Origin of the sequence: Kriegella aquimaris, from assembly GCF_900103215.1 — a bacterium.
GTDB lineage: Bacteria > Bacteroidota > Bacteroidia > Flavobacteriales > Flavobacteriaceae > Kriegella > Kriegella aquimaris.
Map to the genome: position 1 here is coordinate 404,784 of NZ_FNGV01000003.1, position 18,330 is coordinate 423,113.

The following is an 18,330-nucleotide window of genomic DNA, read 5'->3' on the forward strand; positions in this document are numbered from 1 at the left end:
TTTGGAGGAATAAGCTTTCGACAAAAATCGGAAGCTTATTCTTTTCAACGACTTAATGGTGGGCAAAACAAAGCATTAAAACAGTATATTTAAAAAATAAAGATAGAAATGGTGGTCGCAAAGCAGGTTGCACAGTCACAATTAGTTAAGATTTCCCTTCTCATTTCGATATTAGTCTCGCTTCCTAAAACAATCTATATCTACAATATGATCAGTTCAGGAGACATGGACTTCTCCATCGAACGCATCATGGATTTTCTGGTACGCCTACTCTTCTTTTTTGCTTTTTCATGGCTCATCTTACAACTTAATGCCAATTGGGCCTATATCACCTCTAAATTCGCTCGACTACCACATACCGTTTTGCTGCTTCTTGCAAACATCGTTGTTCTGATAAGTGGTTTGGCTCTATTGGAATACCTACACCCTATTTTGGTCGGCACCCCACTTTCCAAACAAGAAAAGGGATTCTTATTTTTCATATGTGCCATTGTACTAATCATTTTGTTTTTTATAGCTAGAATTTTGAGAATGCAGATTATTCAGCACGACAATATGATTGAAAATGAGCGTCTAAAACAAGAAAATTTACAAAATGAACTTGCAGCCCTGAAAAATCAAATTGACCCGCATTTCTTGTTCAATTCCCTCAACACGTTGACCTCGCTTGTACGAGAGAACGAAAGAGCTTCACAGTTCGTTAAAAAATTATCATTTATGTACCGCTATATCTTACAGAGCAGTGATAAAGATTTGGTCACGGTAAAAGATGAACTAAAATTTCTCGATAGCTATACCCACCTGATAAGCACCAGATATAGGGACCGCTTTATAATTGATGTCGACATCGAAGCAAAATATTTAACTGCGGAAATTCCGCCGCTGGCATTGCAGTTGTTGGTGGAAAACGCGGTAAAACACAATGAAATTTCAGAAACCAATCCTTTAAAGGTCTCTATTTATGCCAAGGAAAATTCAATCTTTGTCGAGAATCAGATAAGACCGCGAACAACACTTGCGGAAGGAACTAAAAACGGACTTTTAAATTTGAAAAAACGGTATTTTCTTATAAGCAGACAAGAAATAACAGTGCGTAGAGAAAATAGTACCTTTAGTGTCGAACTTCCTTTAAATGCTACCTCATGAAAGTTGTAATCGTAGAAGACGAACTTGCAGCTTGCGAAAACCTCGTTTACCTGCTTCATTCAATAGACCGCACTATAGAAGTCATAACGTTTTTGGATTCCGTCACCTCAGCCATATCCTTCTTTTCTAAGCCCCATGATGCACAGCTTGTATTTATGGACATACATTTGGCCGATGGGCTTTCGTTCGAAATTTTTGACAAAGTAGCCATAAACGCTCCGGTTATATTTACAACTGCCTACGACCAATACACTTTAAAAGCATTTAAAGTCAACAGTATAGACTATTTACTTAAGCCTATTGATGAAGAAGAACTTTCAGAAGCCCTGAATCAATTCGAGACGCAAAAAACGGAAAAAAAAGAATCCAACTCACAAATGAAAGGGTTACTTGACCTGATAAAATCACAGAATAAAGCCTACAAAACTACTTACTTGGTCAACCAGCGTGACCAATTAATTCCACTTAAAACAGAAAAAATAGCCTTCTTCTATATCGACACGGGCGTTGTAAAAGCCGTCACCTCCGATAGCCAATCTTATCTTATGGAGACAAAACTAGAAGATATTGAGCATGACTTAGACCCCAATAATTTTTATAGGGTAAACCGACAATTTATTATACGACGGGACGCAGTGACCATTATTAAATACTATTTCAATGGTAAACTTATCGTCAATACCAAACCGGTACACGAAGAACGGATCATCGTCAGCAAAGCGAAAGCCACAGAGTTTAAAAAATGGATGAATTCCTGATTTAGGTAGAAGACCTATTTCTTTTGATACTCTTTATGTATAGCCTCTTCAAAAGCTGCCCAGTGGGCATCGGTCATACGGCCCGGGGTGAACAAACAAATACCTTTCGCCCCGTTTTCCATTGATTCCCTAATCGCATCACCTAATTCTTCTGGAAGCAAGCCATGACCTTCAGGATCATCCTCATTCGCTTTATTCCAAGGCCTCGGGGAAATAAAAAGTCCACTATATACAGGCGTATTCGGCACCGCGGCAACCTCTTCTTTGACCACACTACCTACCCATAACGTATTTCCCATATAAAAATCATTGTAGTTCATAGGAAAAAAGGCATCCAAGTTCCATTTATTCCATTCTTGACGTACTAATTCTTTAGAAATCGAGGGACCGGGAAATACCGCCGCATTGATTTTTTTTCCTTTTTCATGAACCATATCCGACAAACGGTTGACCAATTTTGTGATTACATCATAGCGGTATTGTTTCCATTCATAAACGTGGGAAGGATCTTCGACCTTTTTGATATCGATACCCGATTTCTTTTTAAAATCGGAAGTACAGGTGTCACAATAGCAAAAATCATATTCCGGAAATTCGCGATCTTGAATAAGTCCGTATTTTTCCCAGAGTCCGCGCGCTAGAATTACATCAGGATATCGAATATAATCTAAATGGATGCCATCGACCTCGGCCACATCGGCAACATTGCCATATATTTCGGCAAGGTAATCATAGACCTCCTCTTTGTTCGGGCATAGAAACTTATAATAGGAGACATAAGGTTGCTTTTCATGTGCCGACTCCCCAAGACCATTGACCCCGAACCATTCCGGTTTCAGTTTTGGGTCTCCTTGCACCATGGTCGGAATCCATGTATGAAATTCCATTCCTGCAGCTTTCACAAACTTACCGACCCTTTCATAAGTTTTAGGATCATGCCCCCCACTGTACAGCAACCCGTCAATACCTTTGTCCTTAAGGTCTTTGAATTGGGCAGCAAGCTCTAGGTCAGTAGCCTCACCAGGGCCACCCATCCATGCATATACTGGGATTTTTGGGCTTTGGGCCGAGCAAATAAAGGTAAACACTAGGGTAAGTAGGGTGCAGAAATTTTTCATCATTCTTTCTAATATTTTTATCGGATTCAAATTTCCAAAAGAAAATCCGTTTTCTTCCATAAAATGCACTCTTTTTTACACGGGGCAGCCTATGCTTAGCTGAAACCACCAACGCATTTTAATAAATGCCATTCTAGATGGTACGAATACGGTCAAGCAAAAGGTCTTTGTTCGATTTGCTTAGAGGAATAACTTTTCGACCGATTTCAAGATGATGTTCTGCAACCGCATCCAATTGTGAAAGATTGACCATAAAAGAGCGGTGAACCCTAAGAAAATGAGATTTGGAAAGCTTTTCTTCCATTACCTTCAATGTAGTGGCCAACACGTAACTGCCACTATCAGTCATAATTGTACAATAATTACGGTCAGCCTCGATATACTGAATGTCTTTTAAAAGTAACTTGACCATATTCCCGTGTTGACGAATAAAGATTCGATCTTCTAAAATTTCCATTTCTTGAGGGTTAGAATTCACCTCCTTACCATTCTTTAATTGCTCAACGACCAAGGCAATGGTTCTATGCAGGTTTAACCTGTTGAAAGGCTTGGCAATAAAAGCTTTGGGATGTGTGCTCTTAGCCTTCTCGAATGTAGCCTCATCTGAATTGGCAGTAAGATAAATAATCGGAATATCTTGATGCTTTTGAATTTCCTTGGCGGTTTCGATGCCGTCAATTTTTCCCTTAAGATTAATATCCAATAAGAGAATATCAGGTGTATTTTTTATGGCATGCGTTATAGCTTCTTCTCCCCGTGATTCGATACCGGTTACTTCATATCCCAAACTTGTCAATTGAAGCGATAGATTTGCTGCGATAATCATATCATCCTCAACGATCAATATACGCATGAGTTTATCCATATTAAGCCGCTTTGCTCGATTGAAATTGAATAGAAACTAAGGTACCCTGATCTGTTTTGAGTGTCATCTTACCATCTAATTGGCGGGTCAACAACGCTATCAACTGAGTTCCAAAACCTGTTCCGTGAACTTCATCCCTATGAGATTTACCCACACCATTATCGTTCACCTCCAATTGAAATATTTGACCTATTTTCTTCAAGCTGATTCTAATTTTTCCTTTTGCCCCTTCAGGAAATGCATATTTCATTGCGTTTGTCAATAGTTCATTAACCATAAGACCAATTGGTATCGCCATATCAACATCAAGCTCAAGAGGGCCCATATCGACAATTACGGAAACCCGTTGCTCAACCCCGAATACGTTTACACTATATTCCGCTAAGTGTATAAAATAATCGCGCATTTCGATAGCAGCCAAGTTCTTGCCCATATATAGTTTCTGATGAATCATACCCATGCTGTGCACACGATGCTTGCTTGCCTCAAAGGCATCTACTATGCCCGAATCTTGCGTCTGTGCCGATTGCAAGGACAGAAGACTGCTGACAATTTCAAGGTTGTTCTTTACACGATGGTGAATTTCCTTTAGCAAAAACTCCTTTTCCCTATTCTGCTTTCTTAATAATTCATTCTTCTTTCTATTGTTTTGAATGGATTTATATGACAACACTAACAACAAAAATAAGAGACAAGCTATAATGGTAATCAACGTCTGCCTTGTCTGTTGTTTTTTTAGTTCGCTCTCCTGCGTTAGAATAGTACCTTCTTTGTTCGCTACATCGAACTCCGTACGTAGCAAAGCCGTTCGCTGATCCGCCTCCGCCGTAAAAATTAGACTTTTTAGAGCGTCGTATTCAGCAAAAGCCTGATAAGCTTCTTGATAATCATGATTTCCCGCATATGCTTTGCCCAATGTTTCATAGGCCTGACTCAAATAGTAAGCATCGCCAAAGTCGTTCGTCGCAATAGTTATAGATTTTTTGAGGCTTTCAATTGCCGATGTATATTTACCCTGTACATTCTGCATTTTACCTATGGATAGCCACGATCGCATTTCCATAAAATCATTTTTGAGCAATTCTGCATATTTTACGGCATTTGCACCGACTTTACTAGCCTTCTCAAATTCATTGAGATAAGCATAAAGATCTACCAACGATATATATACATCACTTAAATTATTGTAAAAGCCGTACCGTTCGCCAATTATAATAGCGTGTTCATAGTATTTCTGGGCTTCGCCATATTGTTTTAGGGCCAGGTAGTTGTTACCCACCACATAGAGCGTAAAATCATAATCGAGGTCAGTAATACCGCGTTCCTCAAATAGCTTTAAAGACTTAAGCCCATACTCAAGTCCCGTTTCAAATTTTGATTGTTTCCAAAAAAGATTGCTCAGGTCACTATAGGCAATTGCCATAGTTTTCCTGTCATTTAGTTCAACACCTATCTTCAGCGCGTCAAGGGCGTAATCGGCAGCCTCTTGTAACCGCCCTTTTCTTTCATATACATAACCTAATTGGATATTCAGAAAAGCCCGATCTATAGGCAGGACTTTGTTCCTTGCTGCTTCAAGAACTGCTTGGGCACTATCGAGCCTTTCCATACGCAACAGTATGGCTCCTTCGGTAATCTGAAACCTTCCGTGCCAAAGGGTATCGTTTTTAAGGCTGGTAAGTTCGAGTCCTTGCTCGGCAAACTTCAATGCGGTAATGAGGTTGCGGGTATGTGAATAGTAAGCCAAGTCGTTTAAAATAGAAAATCGGAGAGAATCAGGTTTTGATTTAAGATAGGCTTCTTCTAAAATATCTAAATAAGATGCCCCAAAATTATCGGTATCGACAAAAACCTTTTTGTAAGTATTTTCGCGGTCGAAGTCCACAATTTGGGAAAAGACTGCCCTGCAATTCAAAAAAGAAAGGATAAGGATAAAAACAGCTTTATAGAAAAAGCTTCCCATTTTTCAGTTCGGTTATTAACTATAGGGAGAACACATGTTAATATACAATTAAATATTTAATTATTCTTCGATAAATAAAAAACAGCCTTCGGACATAAATAGTACCCATTCGTCCAACATTGCTTTCGAATATGCCTTAGAATCAATTCATTTAAATATGGATTTCAGGAAGACTGCTTTTCAGGAGCATCAATTAACGGCTATTAAAAAAGTAATATCCATACTAGCGCCTGCTGTACTTCTATTTCTATTGGTATTCTGTAAAGAGCAACGGTCAAAAACGGACTTACAGACTACTTTGGAAGAAACTATAAAAACCAACTTTGAGAGTCTTATTGAAGATGGATGGAACAATAGGGATATGGAAAAATTAAAAGTAATCTCTGCTGAAAACTATATTAGAACACTGAATGGAATAACCGTGGCCACCCATCAGAATGAAATGGAAGCCAACATAAATATATTTATTGAAGGCTTTCCCGATTGTGAAATGTCCGTTGAACAGATTATTCTGAAGGGCAACAAATTATTTGCGCATTGGACATTTAAGGGTACAAATAACGGAGTGTTCGGAGAATCGCCCCCCACAGGAAAAAAGGTAAATGTGACCGGATGCTCTACATTATTGTTCAATAAACAGGGTAAAATAGCCCAAGAAGATGTGTATTACAACGAACTAGCACTTTTGCAACAACTAGGGTTTACACTAAGCCCTCCCATCACCGATTAATATTTTACTAAATAACCTTACCAAAAACCAAAGTAATCATGAAGACACTAAAAATCAAAGTTTTATTCGCTGCACTATTGGTACTGCCGCTTTACCTCTTAAATGCTCAAGAGAGCAAGAACCAAGCCTTCTATGTACACGAAGACCAAGTAAAACCCTCGAAAATTAAAGCATATGAACAGGTTTCAAAAGAGTTTGCGGAAGCCTGTAAAACCCATAAACTGGCAGATATAAGCTGGAAAACAGCGGCAACCAACACGGGTAGGTATTTGACCATATCCCCTATAAAAAATATGGCAGAACTTGACAAGAGCGTATTTGCCCCATTAGCCGAAAAAATGGGAGAAGATGCATTTAAAGATATTTTTAAAAGATTCAACGAATGCTATGATAAACACGGGGACTATATAGTGTACCTGAACAATGAACTTACCTATATGCCCGATGGTGTTAGTACCGCAACCGAGGGAGAAAATTTTAGAAAATGGCATTTTTTGCGTGTGGCCCCTAATAATATCCAAAACCTCAAAGGAAAAATGAAAGAGCTAAAGGCCCTATATGAAAAAAAGGGTTCCAAAGAATACTACCGAATATACCATAACGGATTTGGAAATATGGGTGATTATTATGTAGCCGTACTTTCCGCTAAAGATGCGGCTGACTATGCCAAAAAGTCGGCTGAGAACGATTTGCTTTTGGGTGAAGAAGGTAAAAAACTCTTTGAAGAAATATTCGAATATGTTCTAAAATATGAAGTTGAGACTGGAGAAATGAAGCCAGATTTAGGCTATACTTCATCAAATTAAGATAATGAACTTGCAGGCTGGGAATTTTGGGACAACCACATGGCTAGCAGTATTAAGTAGATTTTGATTTGAATTAGCTTCTTCATAAAGAAAATCGACCAAACTATTGCCATAACCAGTCTGCTTGTTTTTTGGGCAAATACAAAAATTATTAATGAAAGTCGAAATGTTAAAAGCTACTATTATGAAAACAACAATTCACTACGTCAAGAAATTTATAAAAGCACTACTGCTTTTTGTTTTTCTTTTTAGTTTTAAAATGAATGCTCAGGACGACGAGAACAAAGGCATTAGTGTGTATCAATACAGACAGGTGCAACAGGACCAAATGGAAGAATTTATTGCCAGGGAAACCAAGTATTGGAGCAAGGTTGCCGAAAGTGCCATAGCTAAAGGAAATCTGACATTTTGGGGATTGTTCGAGAAAGTGGGCGGCTTTGACATGCCAAACTCTCCAAATATCCTATTCATAAACACTTACAAAGATATCGACAACGCCAACATGGGCGAAATCTGGAATCCTTCAGCGGTTTGGCCCAACGTACCTATGGATCAAATGGAAACCTCTTCGATGAGTAAAGTAAACCACATGTTATTCGTAAAACCCGAAGGCTGGGTAAAGGCCAGTAATGCGGAACCAGAAAACGATTATAAATTTATTAAAATGATTTATCACAATGCGTCTAATCCAGGAAATTTAGTTGCGCTGGAAGACAAACATTGGGGCCCTTTTATTCAATCAGCAATGGATAGTGGTAAAAACAAACAAAAGGCCTGGGGAAATTCTAGAATACTGTCTCCCTCAGGACCTGAAATGAAGGCCAATACGATTTCCGTTGACATTTATTCCACCCTGAAGGAAACACTGGATCCCACATGGGATGAGAATACGGTATTTCCAACGGAAGGACTCACCGAAATTATGGCCCTGGAAACGGATCAGCGCATCAGCTTTGTGTACAGAATAGTTAAAGTGGTAACCGCTCCGCAGCAGTAGCATCACTTTCACAGCTCTTTAGAAGTTGAGGCCATCAAAGTAAAAAACATCCTGCAATTTTTATAGTAGAAGCAAAATAAGTGTACAACGTCACAAACAAAAATTAATGGGTAAAAAATCTCTAAAATTATGAAGACTTTAAAAAAAATAATCGGAGAATCATCAATGTCCACAATAGCATTGGTTGGCTTGGTCATAACAATTCAAACGGAAGCATTGGGTCAAGACCCAACAGTGGTAGATGACAAACATTACACTGTAGAATTCGAGAATGATCAAGTTCGTGTGTTACGTATCAGTTACGGTCCGGGTGAAGAATCGGTGATGCACGAACATCCCGATGGCGTGGCCGTATTTTTAACTGATGGAGATACAGAAATGAAGATAGGCGATGGAACCACGATAGAGGACATAAGGAAATCCGGTGAAGCTATTTGGGCACCTGCCGGAAAGCATTCACCCAAAAGCTTAGGAGACAACAAATCAGAACTTATTCTGGTGGAGTTGAAGTCACAGCCGGAATAGAACAAAAAATCTGAGTTATAAGAATAATATCCAAATAATTAAAACCAAAATTTTATGAAAACAATTAAATCATTAGTAGGAGCTCTTTTTATTATGACCCTCTTTTTCACAACCGCTGCATTTGGGCAAGATGATGGACATTACTATACGGTAACCACTTGGAAGTTACAAGTACCCCAAGATGGTACTCGTGCCGAACTGAATGGCCTAATGAAAGAATTTTCGGAAAAAGTGGTCCTAAAAAATGAAAAGATAATCAGTGAAAAAGTAATGCACCATATCTCCGGAGCCGATCTGCGTGATCTTGTAATTATTACTGAGTACGCCAATTGGAACGATATCGATGCCGCAAGCACCAGACAAACTGAATTGGTGGAGACGGCTTGGTCGAACGAGGATGAACGTAACGCTTTTTTTAAGAATTGGAATAAATACGTTATCACCCATTCTGATGAAATATATCAGGAGATTCCCGAATTGGCAAAGAAATAGTTAAATGTAAAAACGATACCAAACCTGACGGGCCGATCCATCTTGAAATTTCGGGGGAAACTGGGTGGAAACCTGTTAGGTTTTTAAAGGTAAATAGTATGAAAACTATAATTGAAAATATTTACAATGCCTTTGCAGAAGGCAATATTTCTGTCGTGCTTGCGGCTATGGACGAAAATATTTTCTGGAACGAGGCCGAAGGAAATTCCTTGGCCGATGGCAACCCCTATTAGGCTATTTGATTGAAAACAATGTGATAGGCATGAACGATTCGCTGGGGAACAAGATGGTGTTTTATAATAAAGTGGTTACCATCTGAAAAAAAACAAGAAGACGGTTCTTGGAAAAATGTAGTTGATTTTGCCAGTGCCGATCCTTCGATGACTTCCTTAAAATAAAAAAACTAATTATGAAAACAGTACTAATCATAGGAACAAGCAAATGCACCGGTTTTCAACAATATGTCGATAATAAATATCAAGCCGGTGCCATGAACAATAAAATTCTTGTATAAACAATACACCCATGCTCTACTATTGGCTACATCTGTTCTATATTTTTATAGGGTCAAGGCTATTCTGGCGCAAAGTAGATTTGATTTCGAATCAAACTAGAAAAAGGAGGGTCGGCATCTTAGATTGCGACACATTTCGCTACATGTCCAATTCGAAATATGCCTACTATATGGATTTTATTCGTTTTGAAAAGATGTTTCGTTCGCAATTATATGACAATACCGTCAAAAAAGGAATGTTCGCGGTTTTGGGTTCCCAAAAAATCATTTACAAAAAACCATTAAAAATGTGGTCTACTTTCCATATTACATTGGTACTCGAAGGTTGGGATGACAAATGGGTATACCATAAACAGGTCTTTACACAAAATAATCAATTATGTGCCATAGGTTATACAAGGGCGGCCTTTTGGAAGAACAAAAAAGCCCAAGATATGCGAATGATACTCGAGAACTCTGGGGTAACTAGAGCTGAAATGAATCCACCTGAAGAAATACATGAAATTTTCAACAGGGATTACCAACTTTTAAAAGCTAACCGAATATAACTCTTATAAAATCTTTTACTATGGAAACATCAACACAAACACAAGTAGATCCTTCAAAAATTATGCAGGTCGGCACAGGATTTATGGCTACTAAGACCTTACTGACCGCAGTCAATATGGAACTTTTTACCATCCTTTCGAAAAGAGAACTTTCCGGCAAGGATATTCAAAGCAGACTCGGGCTCCATAATCGCAACCTCTATGACTTTTTAGATGCGCTTGTAGCTTTGGGGTTTCTAAAAAGAACAGGAATAAAAGAAACCAGTCTTTACAAAAATGCACCGGATTCTGATATGTTCTTGGATAAGAACAAACCCAGCTATGTCGGCGGGATATTAGAAATGTGCAATAACCGTCTCTATCCCTTTTGGAATGATCTGGAAGATGGCCTAAAAACCGGACTACCACAAAATGAAACAAAAAATGGAGGCGAACCAATTTTCGAAGCGGTATATGCGGATCCAAAAAAACTGAGGGAATTTGTCAGTGCCATGGGTGGCGTTCAGATGGGGAATTTTATTGCATTCGCCAAACAATTTGACTTTTCTCCCTACAAGACACTATGTGACATTGGTGGCGCGGGTGGCGCACTTTCTGCCCAAGTGGCCACAAACCACAAACATGTGCAATGTACTACGTTCGACCTGGCTCCTGTCTCCCCCATCGCCAAAGAAAATTTAAATGCTATGGGTCTGGGCGAAAAGGTCAAAGTAGTTTCAGGGGACTTTTTTACCGACAATTTTCCAAAAGCCGATATCATTACAATGGGACAGATCTTGCATGATTGGGGCACCAAAGACAAAAAGATGCTTATCCAAAAGGCCTATGATGCATTGCCAAAAGGCGGAGCCTTGGTTATCATTGAAAATATAATTGATGACAACCGTAGTGAAAATGCATTCGGACTATTGATGTCTTTGAATATGCTAATAGAAACGACTGAAGGTTATGATTTTACCGTGTCAGATTTTAACAAATTGGCAAAAGAGGCTGGATTTACCAAAATGAATATCATGCCATTAACCGGACCGTCAAGTGCGGCAATTGCCATTAAATAAGATTATAAACCCAGTCTGTCAACAGACAGGCAATTAAATACTATAACCAATGAAAAAAATACTGTACACACTATTGCTCTTACCATTCTTGGTAGTAGCGCAAACGAACGAAACTTTGGTCATCGAAAATGTTATGTTGACCGTGAAGTCTGAAAAAATTACCGAATTCGAGGCGGGCATAGCCGCTCACAACAAAAAGTTTCATGCCGAAGGACCCTATGGAGCAAGAGTATACAATGTACTTAATGGAAAAAATGCCGGAAAGTACATGTTAATCATGGGACCACTGCCTTGGAGTGCTATGGATGGAAGACCATCAACCCAGGCCCATACAGATGACAACAATAAGAACATAAGTCAGTATCTGGAACCTGAAGTTGAAGTCAATTATATGAAAATGCATCCTGAACTTTCCAACTTTTCAAAAGATTTTGAAATCAACAAAGTCTCGGTATTTATGGTTGATGTGAAAAGATTTAAGAGCAGCGAATTTATGGAAAAAGTGGTCAATAAAGTGGTAAAAGTTTATAAGGAAAAAATGCCCGATCAGATTTACGGTGTCTATACCAATGAGCTGCCCAATATGGATGGACTCGATTTCGGCTGGGTCGATTTCTTTGATAGTTCTTCATGGTTAGGAAAGGAGGACAAATTCGTTCAAAATTTCGAAGAAGTCCATGGAGCCGGAAGCTTCGCAAAGTTTTTGGCCGATGTAGAGGCCACTACAAATGGAGATTCAACTGAAATATGGACGCTGAGAAAAGACCTTAGCGGGCCGAATGCCAAAGTAATTGCCGCACCCCGCCAGTAGTCGAATTTGAATTAGCTTTTGCATAAACTGACCGATGCTTGCAAAACCCGGTTTACTTTGGTTTTGCAAGCATTGTGTGCGCTTTGCAGCTGGAAAAATAGAATTAGCTGTTCAGAATTTAAATAAGGTGATTTAGAAGAACGGTATAACCGTCTTTAAATAAGCAGTAACTACAAAAGGAAACATACACTGTGTTACCTGTATACCTACGTTAAACACTGTAATAAAGAGATTAACAACAAATTTTAAAGCCATGAAAAGATACTGCTTTCTATTTGTCTTTTGTTTTTATTAATCTCATTTGGCAGTCAAGTTTTCGCACAGGTAACAGGTCCGGAACGAAAGGAAAGATTTAGACAAATGTCCATCGAAAATGAAACTAAAGGCTTGGCAGAACCATTTAAGGGAATTACCATTGATGGAAATGTTCAGGAAGGAATTGAAATCCTGCAGAATGAGCAAGATTCAGGATTGAAAATGCTTAGATCCTTAAATGACAAGCAAGAAAATGACGCTGTAATCGAGTCATCAAAAGAAGGAAATAACAACCTAACAGAAGCTTATCAAAGATAATGTAATGTTGTACCACACGGATACAAAGGCATCGTTATTTACAAAGGAACAAAAGGATTAGTTGCTCCTATTGATAAAACTTTATGTAGACCATATGGATGATGGCCATGCCAAAGTCAAAATGAACGAGGTAGAAAAATATATTGATGATACACGGTTTGCCTGGATTGGAGGGAACGAAGACACTTCCGTATATTACTATCGAATTCAAAGTCCTGGAATATTAATTGAATTTGATCATCAGAGACCAGTTGCGACAAAAAAATTATATGGAAGTGATGTACATCGGCAACATATTCGTGCTGTTGTGCGCAAACCAAACGGCAATGATTATGGCAAAGACCTACTCAAGCAGCATTACAAAGAACACCCACACAATAAATAAAACATATTTTATGTGTGAAATCGGATGTTAAAGTGTCTAACAAAAAATAAACGCCATTAAAAAAGTAGTTTATTTAAACTTTGACATCAATGCAACATAACCGTAGAAACGAACATAATAATTAATAACAGAGAAGCTAAAAATCAATTAGAGTAAGCGTCCAAGTAGTGGAAAAATCAAAAATGAAAGAAACTATCTCAAAAAGAGCTGAAAAAATCAAGTTCGATAAAGCCGGATATTATGCGATAGGTTTAATAGCTCTTGCACTTTTAGGTTTTTGGCCTACGTACTTCTCAAAATTCTTTGATGGCACAGCCAACTTCAATTTTTATTTTCATTTTCATTTTGCAATGGCATCATTATGGATAATGCTATTGATTGTTCAACCCATACTTATTAAGAAAAAGAAACTCTCAATCCATAGGAAAATTGGGAAATTAAGTTTTATCATTTTACCCTTGTTTATAGTGTCTGTAATTTTACTGAAACATTATAGAATTGATGGTATAATTACCGAAGGATTAGGCGCTAGTTTGTGGTTGCAATTAAAAGATTTAGTTATTATAAGTATCATGTTTACTATAGCGATGTTGAACAGACATAATATGCAAATTCATGCGCGTGCCATGATTGCTACTGGTGTTGTATTTGTAGAACCAACATTAGGCCGTTTTATTACGCTTACTTTATTACCAAATCCTGATTTTATGCTTGGATTGGGAATTACTGTTGCTATATTGTATGCACTGATTATTTCGCTTATTATTATTGAAAGAAAACAAACCAACGGACGATGGGTTTTCCCTTTACTTTTAGGAATATTTATGATTTTTCACTATCTCATTTTCTTTCAAGTAAGCTTTCATTTATGGGATTCAATTGCAACTTGGTTTGTAAAATTACCGATTACATAATAAAAGTGAAGTGTAATAAAATATGAGTTTAGGATGGCTATAAGTAATTGTAAAAAATTAAAATAGTAGCGTTTGAAAATCCAATACTATTCTTATACTAAATCGTTGGCACCATTCAAACAATTTATAAATTAAATAATCAAACAGATAAAAGTTAACGGATACGCAGCCATTGAACCAAAAGCAAAATTAACGCCTTATTCATATGAATTAGGAGCGATAGGTGCTGAACAAGTCGATATTAAAGTTTTCTATTGTGGTATCTGTCATTCGGATTTAAGTATGACAAATAATGATTGGGGAATGACTTAATATCCAATTGTTCCTGGTCACGAAATAATTGGAGAGATAATAGCTGCAGGTAACGCGGTTAAAAATGTGAAAGATGGAGACAAAGTAGGATTGGGGTGGATGTCATCTTCTTGCATGAGTTGCGAGCAATGTATGGACGGGCAACACCATCTTTGCTCTAAAAGCGAGGCTATTATTGTAGGTCGAAACGGTGGATTTTCCGACAAGGTTCGTGGACATTGGTCTTGGGCCATTCCGCTCCCAGATGCAATTGATATTAGTAAAGCTGGCGCTCTGCTTTGTGGAGGGATTACAGTTTTCAATCCAATAATATTAGCTGGGGTTAAACCAACGGATAAGGTTGCTGTCATAGGAATTGGAGGATTAGGACATATGGCCCTCAAATTCTTAAAACATTGGAGGTGTGAAGTAATTGCGTTTAGCTCAAATGCGAATAAAAAGGAAGAAATTTTGATTATGGGAGCCAGCCAGGTGATTGATTCAACAGCTCCTGAAGAATTAGAAAGCATCACCGGAACCATGCTTGATTTTTGTGTAAGACACCATATTTATCCAGATGTTGAAGAATTTCCAATGGAGAAGGTAAATGAAGCAATTGAACACCTAGAAAACGGTAAAGCTCGATTTAGGATAGTACTGAAAAATAACTACTCACAACATTTGCCATAACAAATAGTGTAAAATCCCTATATTTAAGGGCTTTGACATATTAAACATGGCCGATAAATCCTTTGATTTACTCATGTGATTTCTACTTTTGGCGCAAAGCAGATTCGGCCTCTTATGCTTGCAAAACGACCTCTTCTTTGAGCGCTGTGATTTAAGAGAAATCGATGGGGAATTAAAACTAGTGAAGAGATTATAACAGAACTAATAAATAGTATAAATTGACGGATGCCTGCAACGTCAGTAAGACATGGGCAGGTTCTGCGTCGCATATGGTTAAAAGAACTTATATTTAAGTACATCGAACGATGCTTAGCGTTTAAAACTATAATCAACCACCGACCTAAAACCACAATTAAAAAATGAGAGAAACCAACGAATATTTAAAAAGGGAAGTTGGGGTTTTAGGGCTGAGTAGTAATCTGATCAATATTATGATCGGGGCCGGTATATTTGCGCTGCCGGCGATTGTTGCTGCCGGACTTGGTGCCGCCAGTATATTTGCGTACTTATTCTGTGGTCTTCTTATCGGGTTGGTAATGCTTTGTTTTGCCGAAGTCGGAAGTAAAATAACGACTTCTGGGGGGGCGTACACCTACATAGCATCATCTTTTGGGCCATATTTTGGCTTTTTGACGGCAATTCTGTTTATTTTTTCGTCTACCACTTCCGATGCCGCAATTGCCAATGCTTTGGTCGATGTTGTAGGTTCTATGTTTCCGTTATTTAAATCTCAATTCGTAAGAATCATTACCTTTCTTATCATGTTCGCTGGGTTAGGCTATGTCAATATCAGAGGTATCAAAGAAGGGATGGCTTTGGTAAAGCTAATAACCATCACCAAATTAATTCCCCTTTTATTGCTGGTTTTCTTTTCATGGGGGCATGTATCTTTTGACAATCTTGAAATAAATTCAACACCTACCCTACTAGAATTCGGAAAAGTATCACTCATTCTGTTTTTCGCCTTTCAAGGGGCAGAATCAGGTTTGTCAATAAGTGGTGAGGTCAAAAACCCACAGCGTACGATTCCAAAAGCCATATTTATAAGTATTGTCAGTGTATTGATGCTTTATATACTTATCCAAACGGTTTCACAAGGAGTTCTTGGAGAATTATTGCCGACTTTTATAGAAAACCCTTTGAGTGCTGTGGCAAATCAAGTTTTTGGTCCAATTGGTTTTTCAATATTGGTCGTTGGTGCAGCTATTTCTATTTTTGGCACTTTGACCAGTGCCGTGTTGAGTCTACCCAGAATACTATTTCGGGCCTCGAAAGACAATGTGTTGCCTTTCAAGTCGCTAGCAGAAATTCACCATAAATTTTCTACGCCTTATATTGCAATAATTGCCTATGCCACTATGGGATTTCTATTTGCCTCATTCGGCGGGTTTAAGCAACTGGCAGTCATTTCCACCGCTACGATTTTGCTGGTTTATCTAGGCGTCTCATTATCTGTAATCAAACTGAGACGGAATGCACGCGACCTCAAAACGCAAACCAATGAATTCAGGATACCAGGAGGTTATTTAATTCCGATTTTATCGGTCCTCACCATTCTTTGGCTATTATCAAACCTTACTCAAAATGAAGTTTTTGGTTTCGGACTTTTCATTTTGATTTTATCGTTGATTTATTTTCTAAAGGATAAATTTCGCACAAATGCCAAGTAAAAAATGATCGGTGAAAACAAGATTAAGAGGAACTATATTGATTCTGTCACAGGACGATTTACAAATCGTATTACTTTACATCCCTATAAAACGTCAATCCGTTCTTAAATGGGTCATAAAAAGCAAATTCCTTAGTGCCCCAAGCGGTTTCGCGCAACAGCGTATGTGCATGAAAAACATCATTTGCCGCATATTCTTCAAAAAGTGTTTCGATATTCTGGGTCACGATACGAAGCATTGGCCTGTCGGCATTTTCCTCCCATTCAGCTGCATCGTGCCATTGCAGGTGAATTTCTATACCATCTCTAAGAATTCCCGCGTATTTTGGATTTTTACTATCATCGGCAAACGCAATTTTAAAACCCAATCGGTTCACATAAAAATCTAGCGCCTCGACTACATCCTTAACGGGCAACACAGGGTGTATTTGATGTAAATATCCTCTTCTCTGCATACCCTAAAATTAAAGGTTTATTACTAAATTACCGCCAAATTAAAAAACCCTTAACATGTTGCTTAAAAGATGTTCCTCGCTTCTAATCTTATTTTTACTAGCTGTTTTTGCCTTCGGTCAAACGACCAAACTAATGTCTTACAACATCAAATATGACAATAAGGGCGACACCATAAATAACTGGAATGACCGCAAAGAGAGCATGGTGAAACTTTTAAAGTATTATGAAGCTTCACTCATTGGCATGCAAGAGGTGCTTTATAACCAATTGGAATATTTAGACGCATCTTTACCTAATTATAAATATATTGGTGTAGGTCGGGATGACGGAAAGAAAAAAGGAGAGTTCGCCCCTATCTTATACGACTCTAAAAATTACAAACTATTGAAATCGGAAACGTTTTGGCTTTCCAATACTCCGGAAAAAGTTTCTAAAGGATGGGATGCCTCTTTGGAGCGTATCTGTACCTATGGGCTATTCGAAGACCTGAAAACAAAAGAAAAAATCTACATCTTTAATACCCATTTTGATCATCGCGGGGTTAAGGCCAGAGAAGAATCGGTAAAATTAATTCTGAGAAAAATAAAGGAAATAAACTCCGAAAAATTAGCCTTGGTACTTATGGGCGACCTCAACCTTACACCTGACAAAGAACCAATTAAAATGCTTAAGAAGAATCTAGATGAAGGACAAGAAATCACTCAAAAACCGTTCTACGGGCCCGCAGGCTCCTTTAGTGGTTTTGACGACCGACCTTTGGTCAATAAGATTGACTACCTTTTTGTGAAAAATCTCAAAGTAGAAAACTATATACACATCGATGACCGCATGGACAATAATAAACATATCTCAGACCATTTACCCGTGCTCGCTACGGTTTCATGGTGAAATTTTTTAGGAAGTGCGTGTTTTAGAAGGGCAAACCAAACGTTATTACGATCAAAGCGAAGTAATCTTTGTGCGAACTGCCCAAATGTTACAGTTTGCTTCGTACCTAGCAAAGGCAGATAAAGGCCCCTTC

General features: G+C 38.2%; 21 protein-coding genes. 17 read left to right on the forward strand and 4 right to left on the reverse strand.

The features are described from left to right. Window positions 1-108 precede the first annotated feature (108 nt). Window positions 109-1,146 carry a sensor histidine kinase gene (locus BLS33_RS09515; protein WP_089887873.1) on the forward strand — a complete coding sequence of 346 codons (1,038 nt, stop codon included), beginning with the start codon at window positions 109-111 and terminating at the stop codon, window positions 1,144-1,146. Then, a complete protein-coding gene (locus tag BLS33_RS09520) occupies window positions 1,143-1,904 on the forward strand; it encodes a LytR/AlgR family response regulator transcription factor (RefSeq protein WP_089887875.1) in 762 nt (253 codons plus the stop codon). Before BLS33_RS09515 ends, BLS33_RS09520 begins: the two co-directional genes overlap by 4 nt. A gap of 14 nt (window positions 1,905-1,918) precedes the next feature. Here BLS33_RS09520 and BLS33_RS09525 read toward each other — a convergent pair whose 3' ends face one another. The 3 genes from BLS33_RS09525 to BLS33_RS09535 form a co-directional block, all read right to left on the reverse strand. Beyond that, the gene (locus BLS33_RS09525; protein WP_245731353.1) at window positions 1,919-3,082 is read right to left on the reverse strand and encodes a glycoside hydrolase family protein; all 1,164 of its coding nucleotides are present in this window, start codon (window positions 3,080-3,082) and stop codon (window positions 1,919-1,921) included. Between the two features lie 73 nt (window positions 3,083-3,155). Continuing rightward, a complete protein-coding gene (locus BLS33_RS09530) occupies window positions 3,156-3,887 on the reverse strand; it encodes a response regulator (RefSeq protein ID WP_089887877.1) in 732 nt (243 codons plus the stop codon). A gap of 1 nt (window position 3,888) precedes the next feature. Beyond that, window positions 3,889-5,850: a sensor histidine kinase gene (locus tag BLS33_RS09535; RefSeq protein ID WP_089887879.1), complete on the reverse strand. Its 1,962-nt coding sequence runs from the start codon at window positions 5,848-5,850 to the stop codon at window positions 3,889-3,891. Between the two features lie 157 nt (window positions 5,851-6,007). On the opposite strand from BLS33_RS09535, the gene BLS33_RS09540 reads away from it, so the two are divergent. From BLS33_RS09540 to BLS33_RS09600, 14 genes are all read left to right on the forward strand, one after another. Next, complete coding sequence (locus BLS33_RS09540; RefSeq protein WP_089887881.1) at window positions 6,008-6,580, forward strand: ester cyclase; 573 nt, start codon at window positions 6,008-6,010, stop codon at window positions 6,578-6,580. A 38-nt stretch (window positions 6,581-6,618) separates the two neighbouring features. Beyond that, window positions 6,619-7,386 (forward strand): hypothetical protein, encoded by a 768-nt coding sequence (locus BLS33_RS09545; RefSeq protein ID WP_089887883.1) that lies wholly within the window; start codon window positions 6,619-6,621, stop codon window positions 7,384-7,386. Between the two features lie 184 nt (window positions 7,387-7,570). Beyond that, window positions 7,571-8,383 carry a hypothetical protein gene (locus BLS33_RS09550; RefSeq protein ID WP_143017597.1) on the forward strand — a complete coding sequence of 271 codons (813 nt, stop codon included), beginning with the start codon at window positions 7,571-7,573 and terminating at the stop codon, window positions 8,381-8,383. Window positions 8,384-8,512: 129 nt separating this feature from the next. Beyond that, on the forward strand, window positions 8,513-8,908 hold the full coding sequence (locus BLS33_RS09555) for a cupin domain-containing protein (protein WP_089887887.1): 396 nt from the start codon (window positions 8,513-8,515) through the stop codon (window positions 8,906-8,908). A gap of 54 nt (window positions 8,909-8,962) precedes the next feature. After that, complete coding sequence (locus BLS33_RS09560; RefSeq protein WP_089887890.1) at window positions 8,963-9,400, forward strand: hypothetical protein; 438 nt, start codon at window positions 8,963-8,965, stop codon at window positions 9,398-9,400. A 98-nt stretch (window positions 9,401-9,498) separates the two neighbouring features. Further along, complete coding sequence (locus BLS33_RS25300) at window positions 9,499-9,633, forward strand: hypothetical protein (RefSeq protein ID WP_262495067.1); 135 nt, start codon at window positions 9,499-9,501, stop codon at window positions 9,631-9,633. A 292-nt stretch (window positions 9,634-9,925) separates the two neighbouring features. Continuing rightward, window positions 9,926-10,462 carry an acyl-CoA thioesterase gene (locus tag BLS33_RS09565; RefSeq protein ID WP_089887892.1) on the forward strand — a complete coding sequence of 179 codons (537 nt, stop codon included), beginning with the start codon at window positions 9,926-9,928 and terminating at the stop codon, window positions 10,460-10,462. Window positions 10,463-10,482: 20 nt separating this feature from the next. Continuing rightward, window positions 10,483-11,520: a methyltransferase gene (locus BLS33_RS09570; RefSeq protein ID WP_089887894.1), complete on the forward strand. Its 1,038-nt coding sequence runs from the start codon at window positions 10,483-10,485 to the stop codon at window positions 11,518-11,520. A gap of 49 nt (window positions 11,521-11,569) precedes the next feature. Next, the gene (locus tag BLS33_RS09575) at window positions 11,570-12,331 is read left to right on the forward strand and encodes a hypothetical protein (RefSeq protein ID WP_089887897.1); all 762 of its coding nucleotides are present in this window, start codon (window positions 11,570-11,572) and stop codon (window positions 12,329-12,331) included. A gap of 360 nt (window positions 12,332-12,691) precedes the next feature. Continuing rightward, the gene (locus BLS33_RS09580; protein ID WP_089887900.1) at window positions 12,692-12,904 is read left to right on the forward strand and encodes a hypothetical protein; all 213 of its coding nucleotides are present in this window, start codon (window positions 12,692-12,694) and stop codon (window positions 12,902-12,904) included. A gap of 61 nt (window positions 12,905-12,965) precedes the next feature. Continuing rightward, window positions 12,966-13,289 carry a DUF3500 domain-containing protein gene (locus BLS33_RS09585; protein ID WP_176801364.1) on the forward strand — a complete coding sequence of 108 codons (324 nt, stop codon included), beginning with the start codon at window positions 12,966-12,968 and terminating at the stop codon, window positions 13,287-13,289. Between the two features lie 182 nt (window positions 13,290-13,471). Further along, the gene (locus tag BLS33_RS09590; protein WP_089887906.1) at window positions 13,472-14,203 is read left to right on the forward strand and encodes a hypothetical protein; all 732 of its coding nucleotides are present in this window, start codon (window positions 13,472-13,474) and stop codon (window positions 14,201-14,203) included. A gap of 318 nt (window positions 14,204-14,521) precedes the next feature. Further along, complete coding sequence (locus BLS33_RS09595; protein ID WP_262495070.1) at window positions 14,522-15,184, forward strand: alcohol dehydrogenase catalytic domain-containing protein; 663 nt, start codon at window positions 14,522-14,524, stop codon at window positions 15,182-15,184. 359 nt (window positions 15,185-15,543) lie between these two features. Then, window positions 15,544-16,854 carry an APC family permease gene (locus tag BLS33_RS09600; protein WP_089887909.1) on the forward strand — a complete coding sequence of 437 codons (1,311 nt, stop codon included), beginning with the start codon at window positions 15,544-15,546 and terminating at the stop codon, window positions 16,852-16,854. Between the two features lie 70 nt (window positions 16,855-16,924). On the opposite strand, the gene BLS33_RS09605 is transcribed toward BLS33_RS09600, so the two are convergent. Beyond that, on the reverse strand, window positions 16,925-17,308 hold the full coding sequence (locus BLS33_RS09605) for a glyoxalase superfamily protein (RefSeq protein ID WP_089887911.1): 384 nt from the start codon (window positions 17,306-17,308) through the stop codon (window positions 16,925-16,927). A gap of 133 nt (window positions 17,309-17,441) precedes the next feature. Here BLS33_RS09605 and BLS33_RS09610 point away from each other — a divergent pair, with 133 nt between their 5' ends. Then, window positions 17,442-18,197: an endonuclease/exonuclease/phosphatase family protein gene (locus tag BLS33_RS09610; protein WP_089888186.1), complete on the forward strand. Its 756-nt coding sequence runs from the start codon at window positions 17,442-17,444 to the stop codon at window positions 18,195-18,197. Window positions 18,198-18,330: the final 133 nt, after the last annotated feature.

Excerpts from the sequence above, each read along its gene's own strand:
- BLS33_RS09545 (WP_089887883.1), top strand. The coding sequence starts at position 6,619 with ATGAAGACACTAAAAATCAAAGTTTTATTCGCTGCACTATTGGTACTG.
- BLS33_RS09520 (WP_089887875.1), top strand. The coding sequence starts at position 1,143 with ATGAAAGTTGTAATCGTAGAAGACGAACTTGCAGCTTGCGAAAACCTC.
- BLS33_RS09525 (WP_245731353.1), bottom strand. The coding sequence starts at position 3,082 with ATGGAAGAAAACGGATTTTCTTTTGGAAATTTGAATCCGATAAAAATA.
- BLS33_RS25300 (WP_262495067.1), top strand. The coding sequence starts at position 9,499 with ATGAAAACTATAATTGAAAATATTTACAATGCCTTTGCAGAAGGCAAT.
- BLS33_RS09530 (WP_089887877.1), bottom strand. The coding sequence starts at position 3,887 with ATGGATAAACTCATGCGTATATTGATCGTTGAGGATGATATGATTATC.
- BLS33_RS09550 (WP_143017597.1), top strand. The coding sequence starts at position 7,571 with ATGAAAACAACAATTCACTACGTCAAGAAATTTATAAAAGCACTACTG.
- BLS33_RS09560 (WP_089887890.1), top strand. The coding sequence starts at position 8,963 with ATGAAAACAATTAAATCATTAGTAGGAGCTCTTTTTATTATGACCCTC.
- BLS33_RS09610 (WP_089888186.1), top strand. The coding sequence starts at position 17,442 with ATGTCTTACAACATCAAATATGACAATAAGGGCGACACCATAAATAAC.
- BLS33_RS09535 (WP_089887879.1), bottom strand. The coding sequence starts at position 5,850 with ATGGGAAGCTTTTTCTATAAAGCTGTTTTTATCCTTATCCTTTCTTTT.
- BLS33_RS09575 (WP_089887897.1), top strand. The coding sequence starts at position 11,570 with ATGAAAAAAATACTGTACACACTATTGCTCTTACCATTCTTGGTAGTA.
- BLS33_RS09555 (WP_089887887.1), top strand. The coding sequence starts at position 8,513 with ATGAAGACTTTAAAAAAAATAATCGGAGAATCATCAATGTCCACAATA.
- BLS33_RS09515 (WP_089887873.1), top strand. The coding sequence starts at position 109 with ATGGTGGTCGCAAAGCAGGTTGCACAGTCACAATTAGTTAAGATTTCC.
- BLS33_RS09605 (WP_089887911.1), bottom strand. The coding sequence starts at position 17,308 with ATGCAGAGAAGAGGATATTTACATCAAATACACCCTGTGTTGCCCGTT.
- BLS33_RS09540 (WP_089887881.1), top strand. The coding sequence starts at position 6,008 with ATGGATTTCAGGAAGACTGCTTTTCAGGAGCATCAATTAACGGCTATT.
- BLS33_RS09565 (WP_089887892.1), top strand. The coding sequence starts at position 9,926 with ATGCTCTACTATTGGCTACATCTGTTCTATATTTTTATAGGGTCAAGG.
- BLS33_RS09580 (WP_089887900.1), top strand. The coding sequence starts at position 12,692 with ATGTCCATCGAAAATGAAACTAAAGGCTTGGCAGAACCATTTAAGGGA.
- BLS33_RS09600 (WP_089887909.1), top strand. The coding sequence starts at position 15,544 with ATGAGAGAAACCAACGAATATTTAAAAAGGGAAGTTGGGGTTTTAGGG.
- BLS33_RS09590 (WP_089887906.1), top strand. The coding sequence starts at position 13,472 with ATGAAAGAAACTATCTCAAAAAGAGCTGAAAAAATCAAGTTCGATAAA.
- BLS33_RS09570 (WP_089887894.1), top strand. The coding sequence starts at position 10,483 with ATGGAAACATCAACACAAACACAAGTAGATCCTTCAAAAATTATGCAG.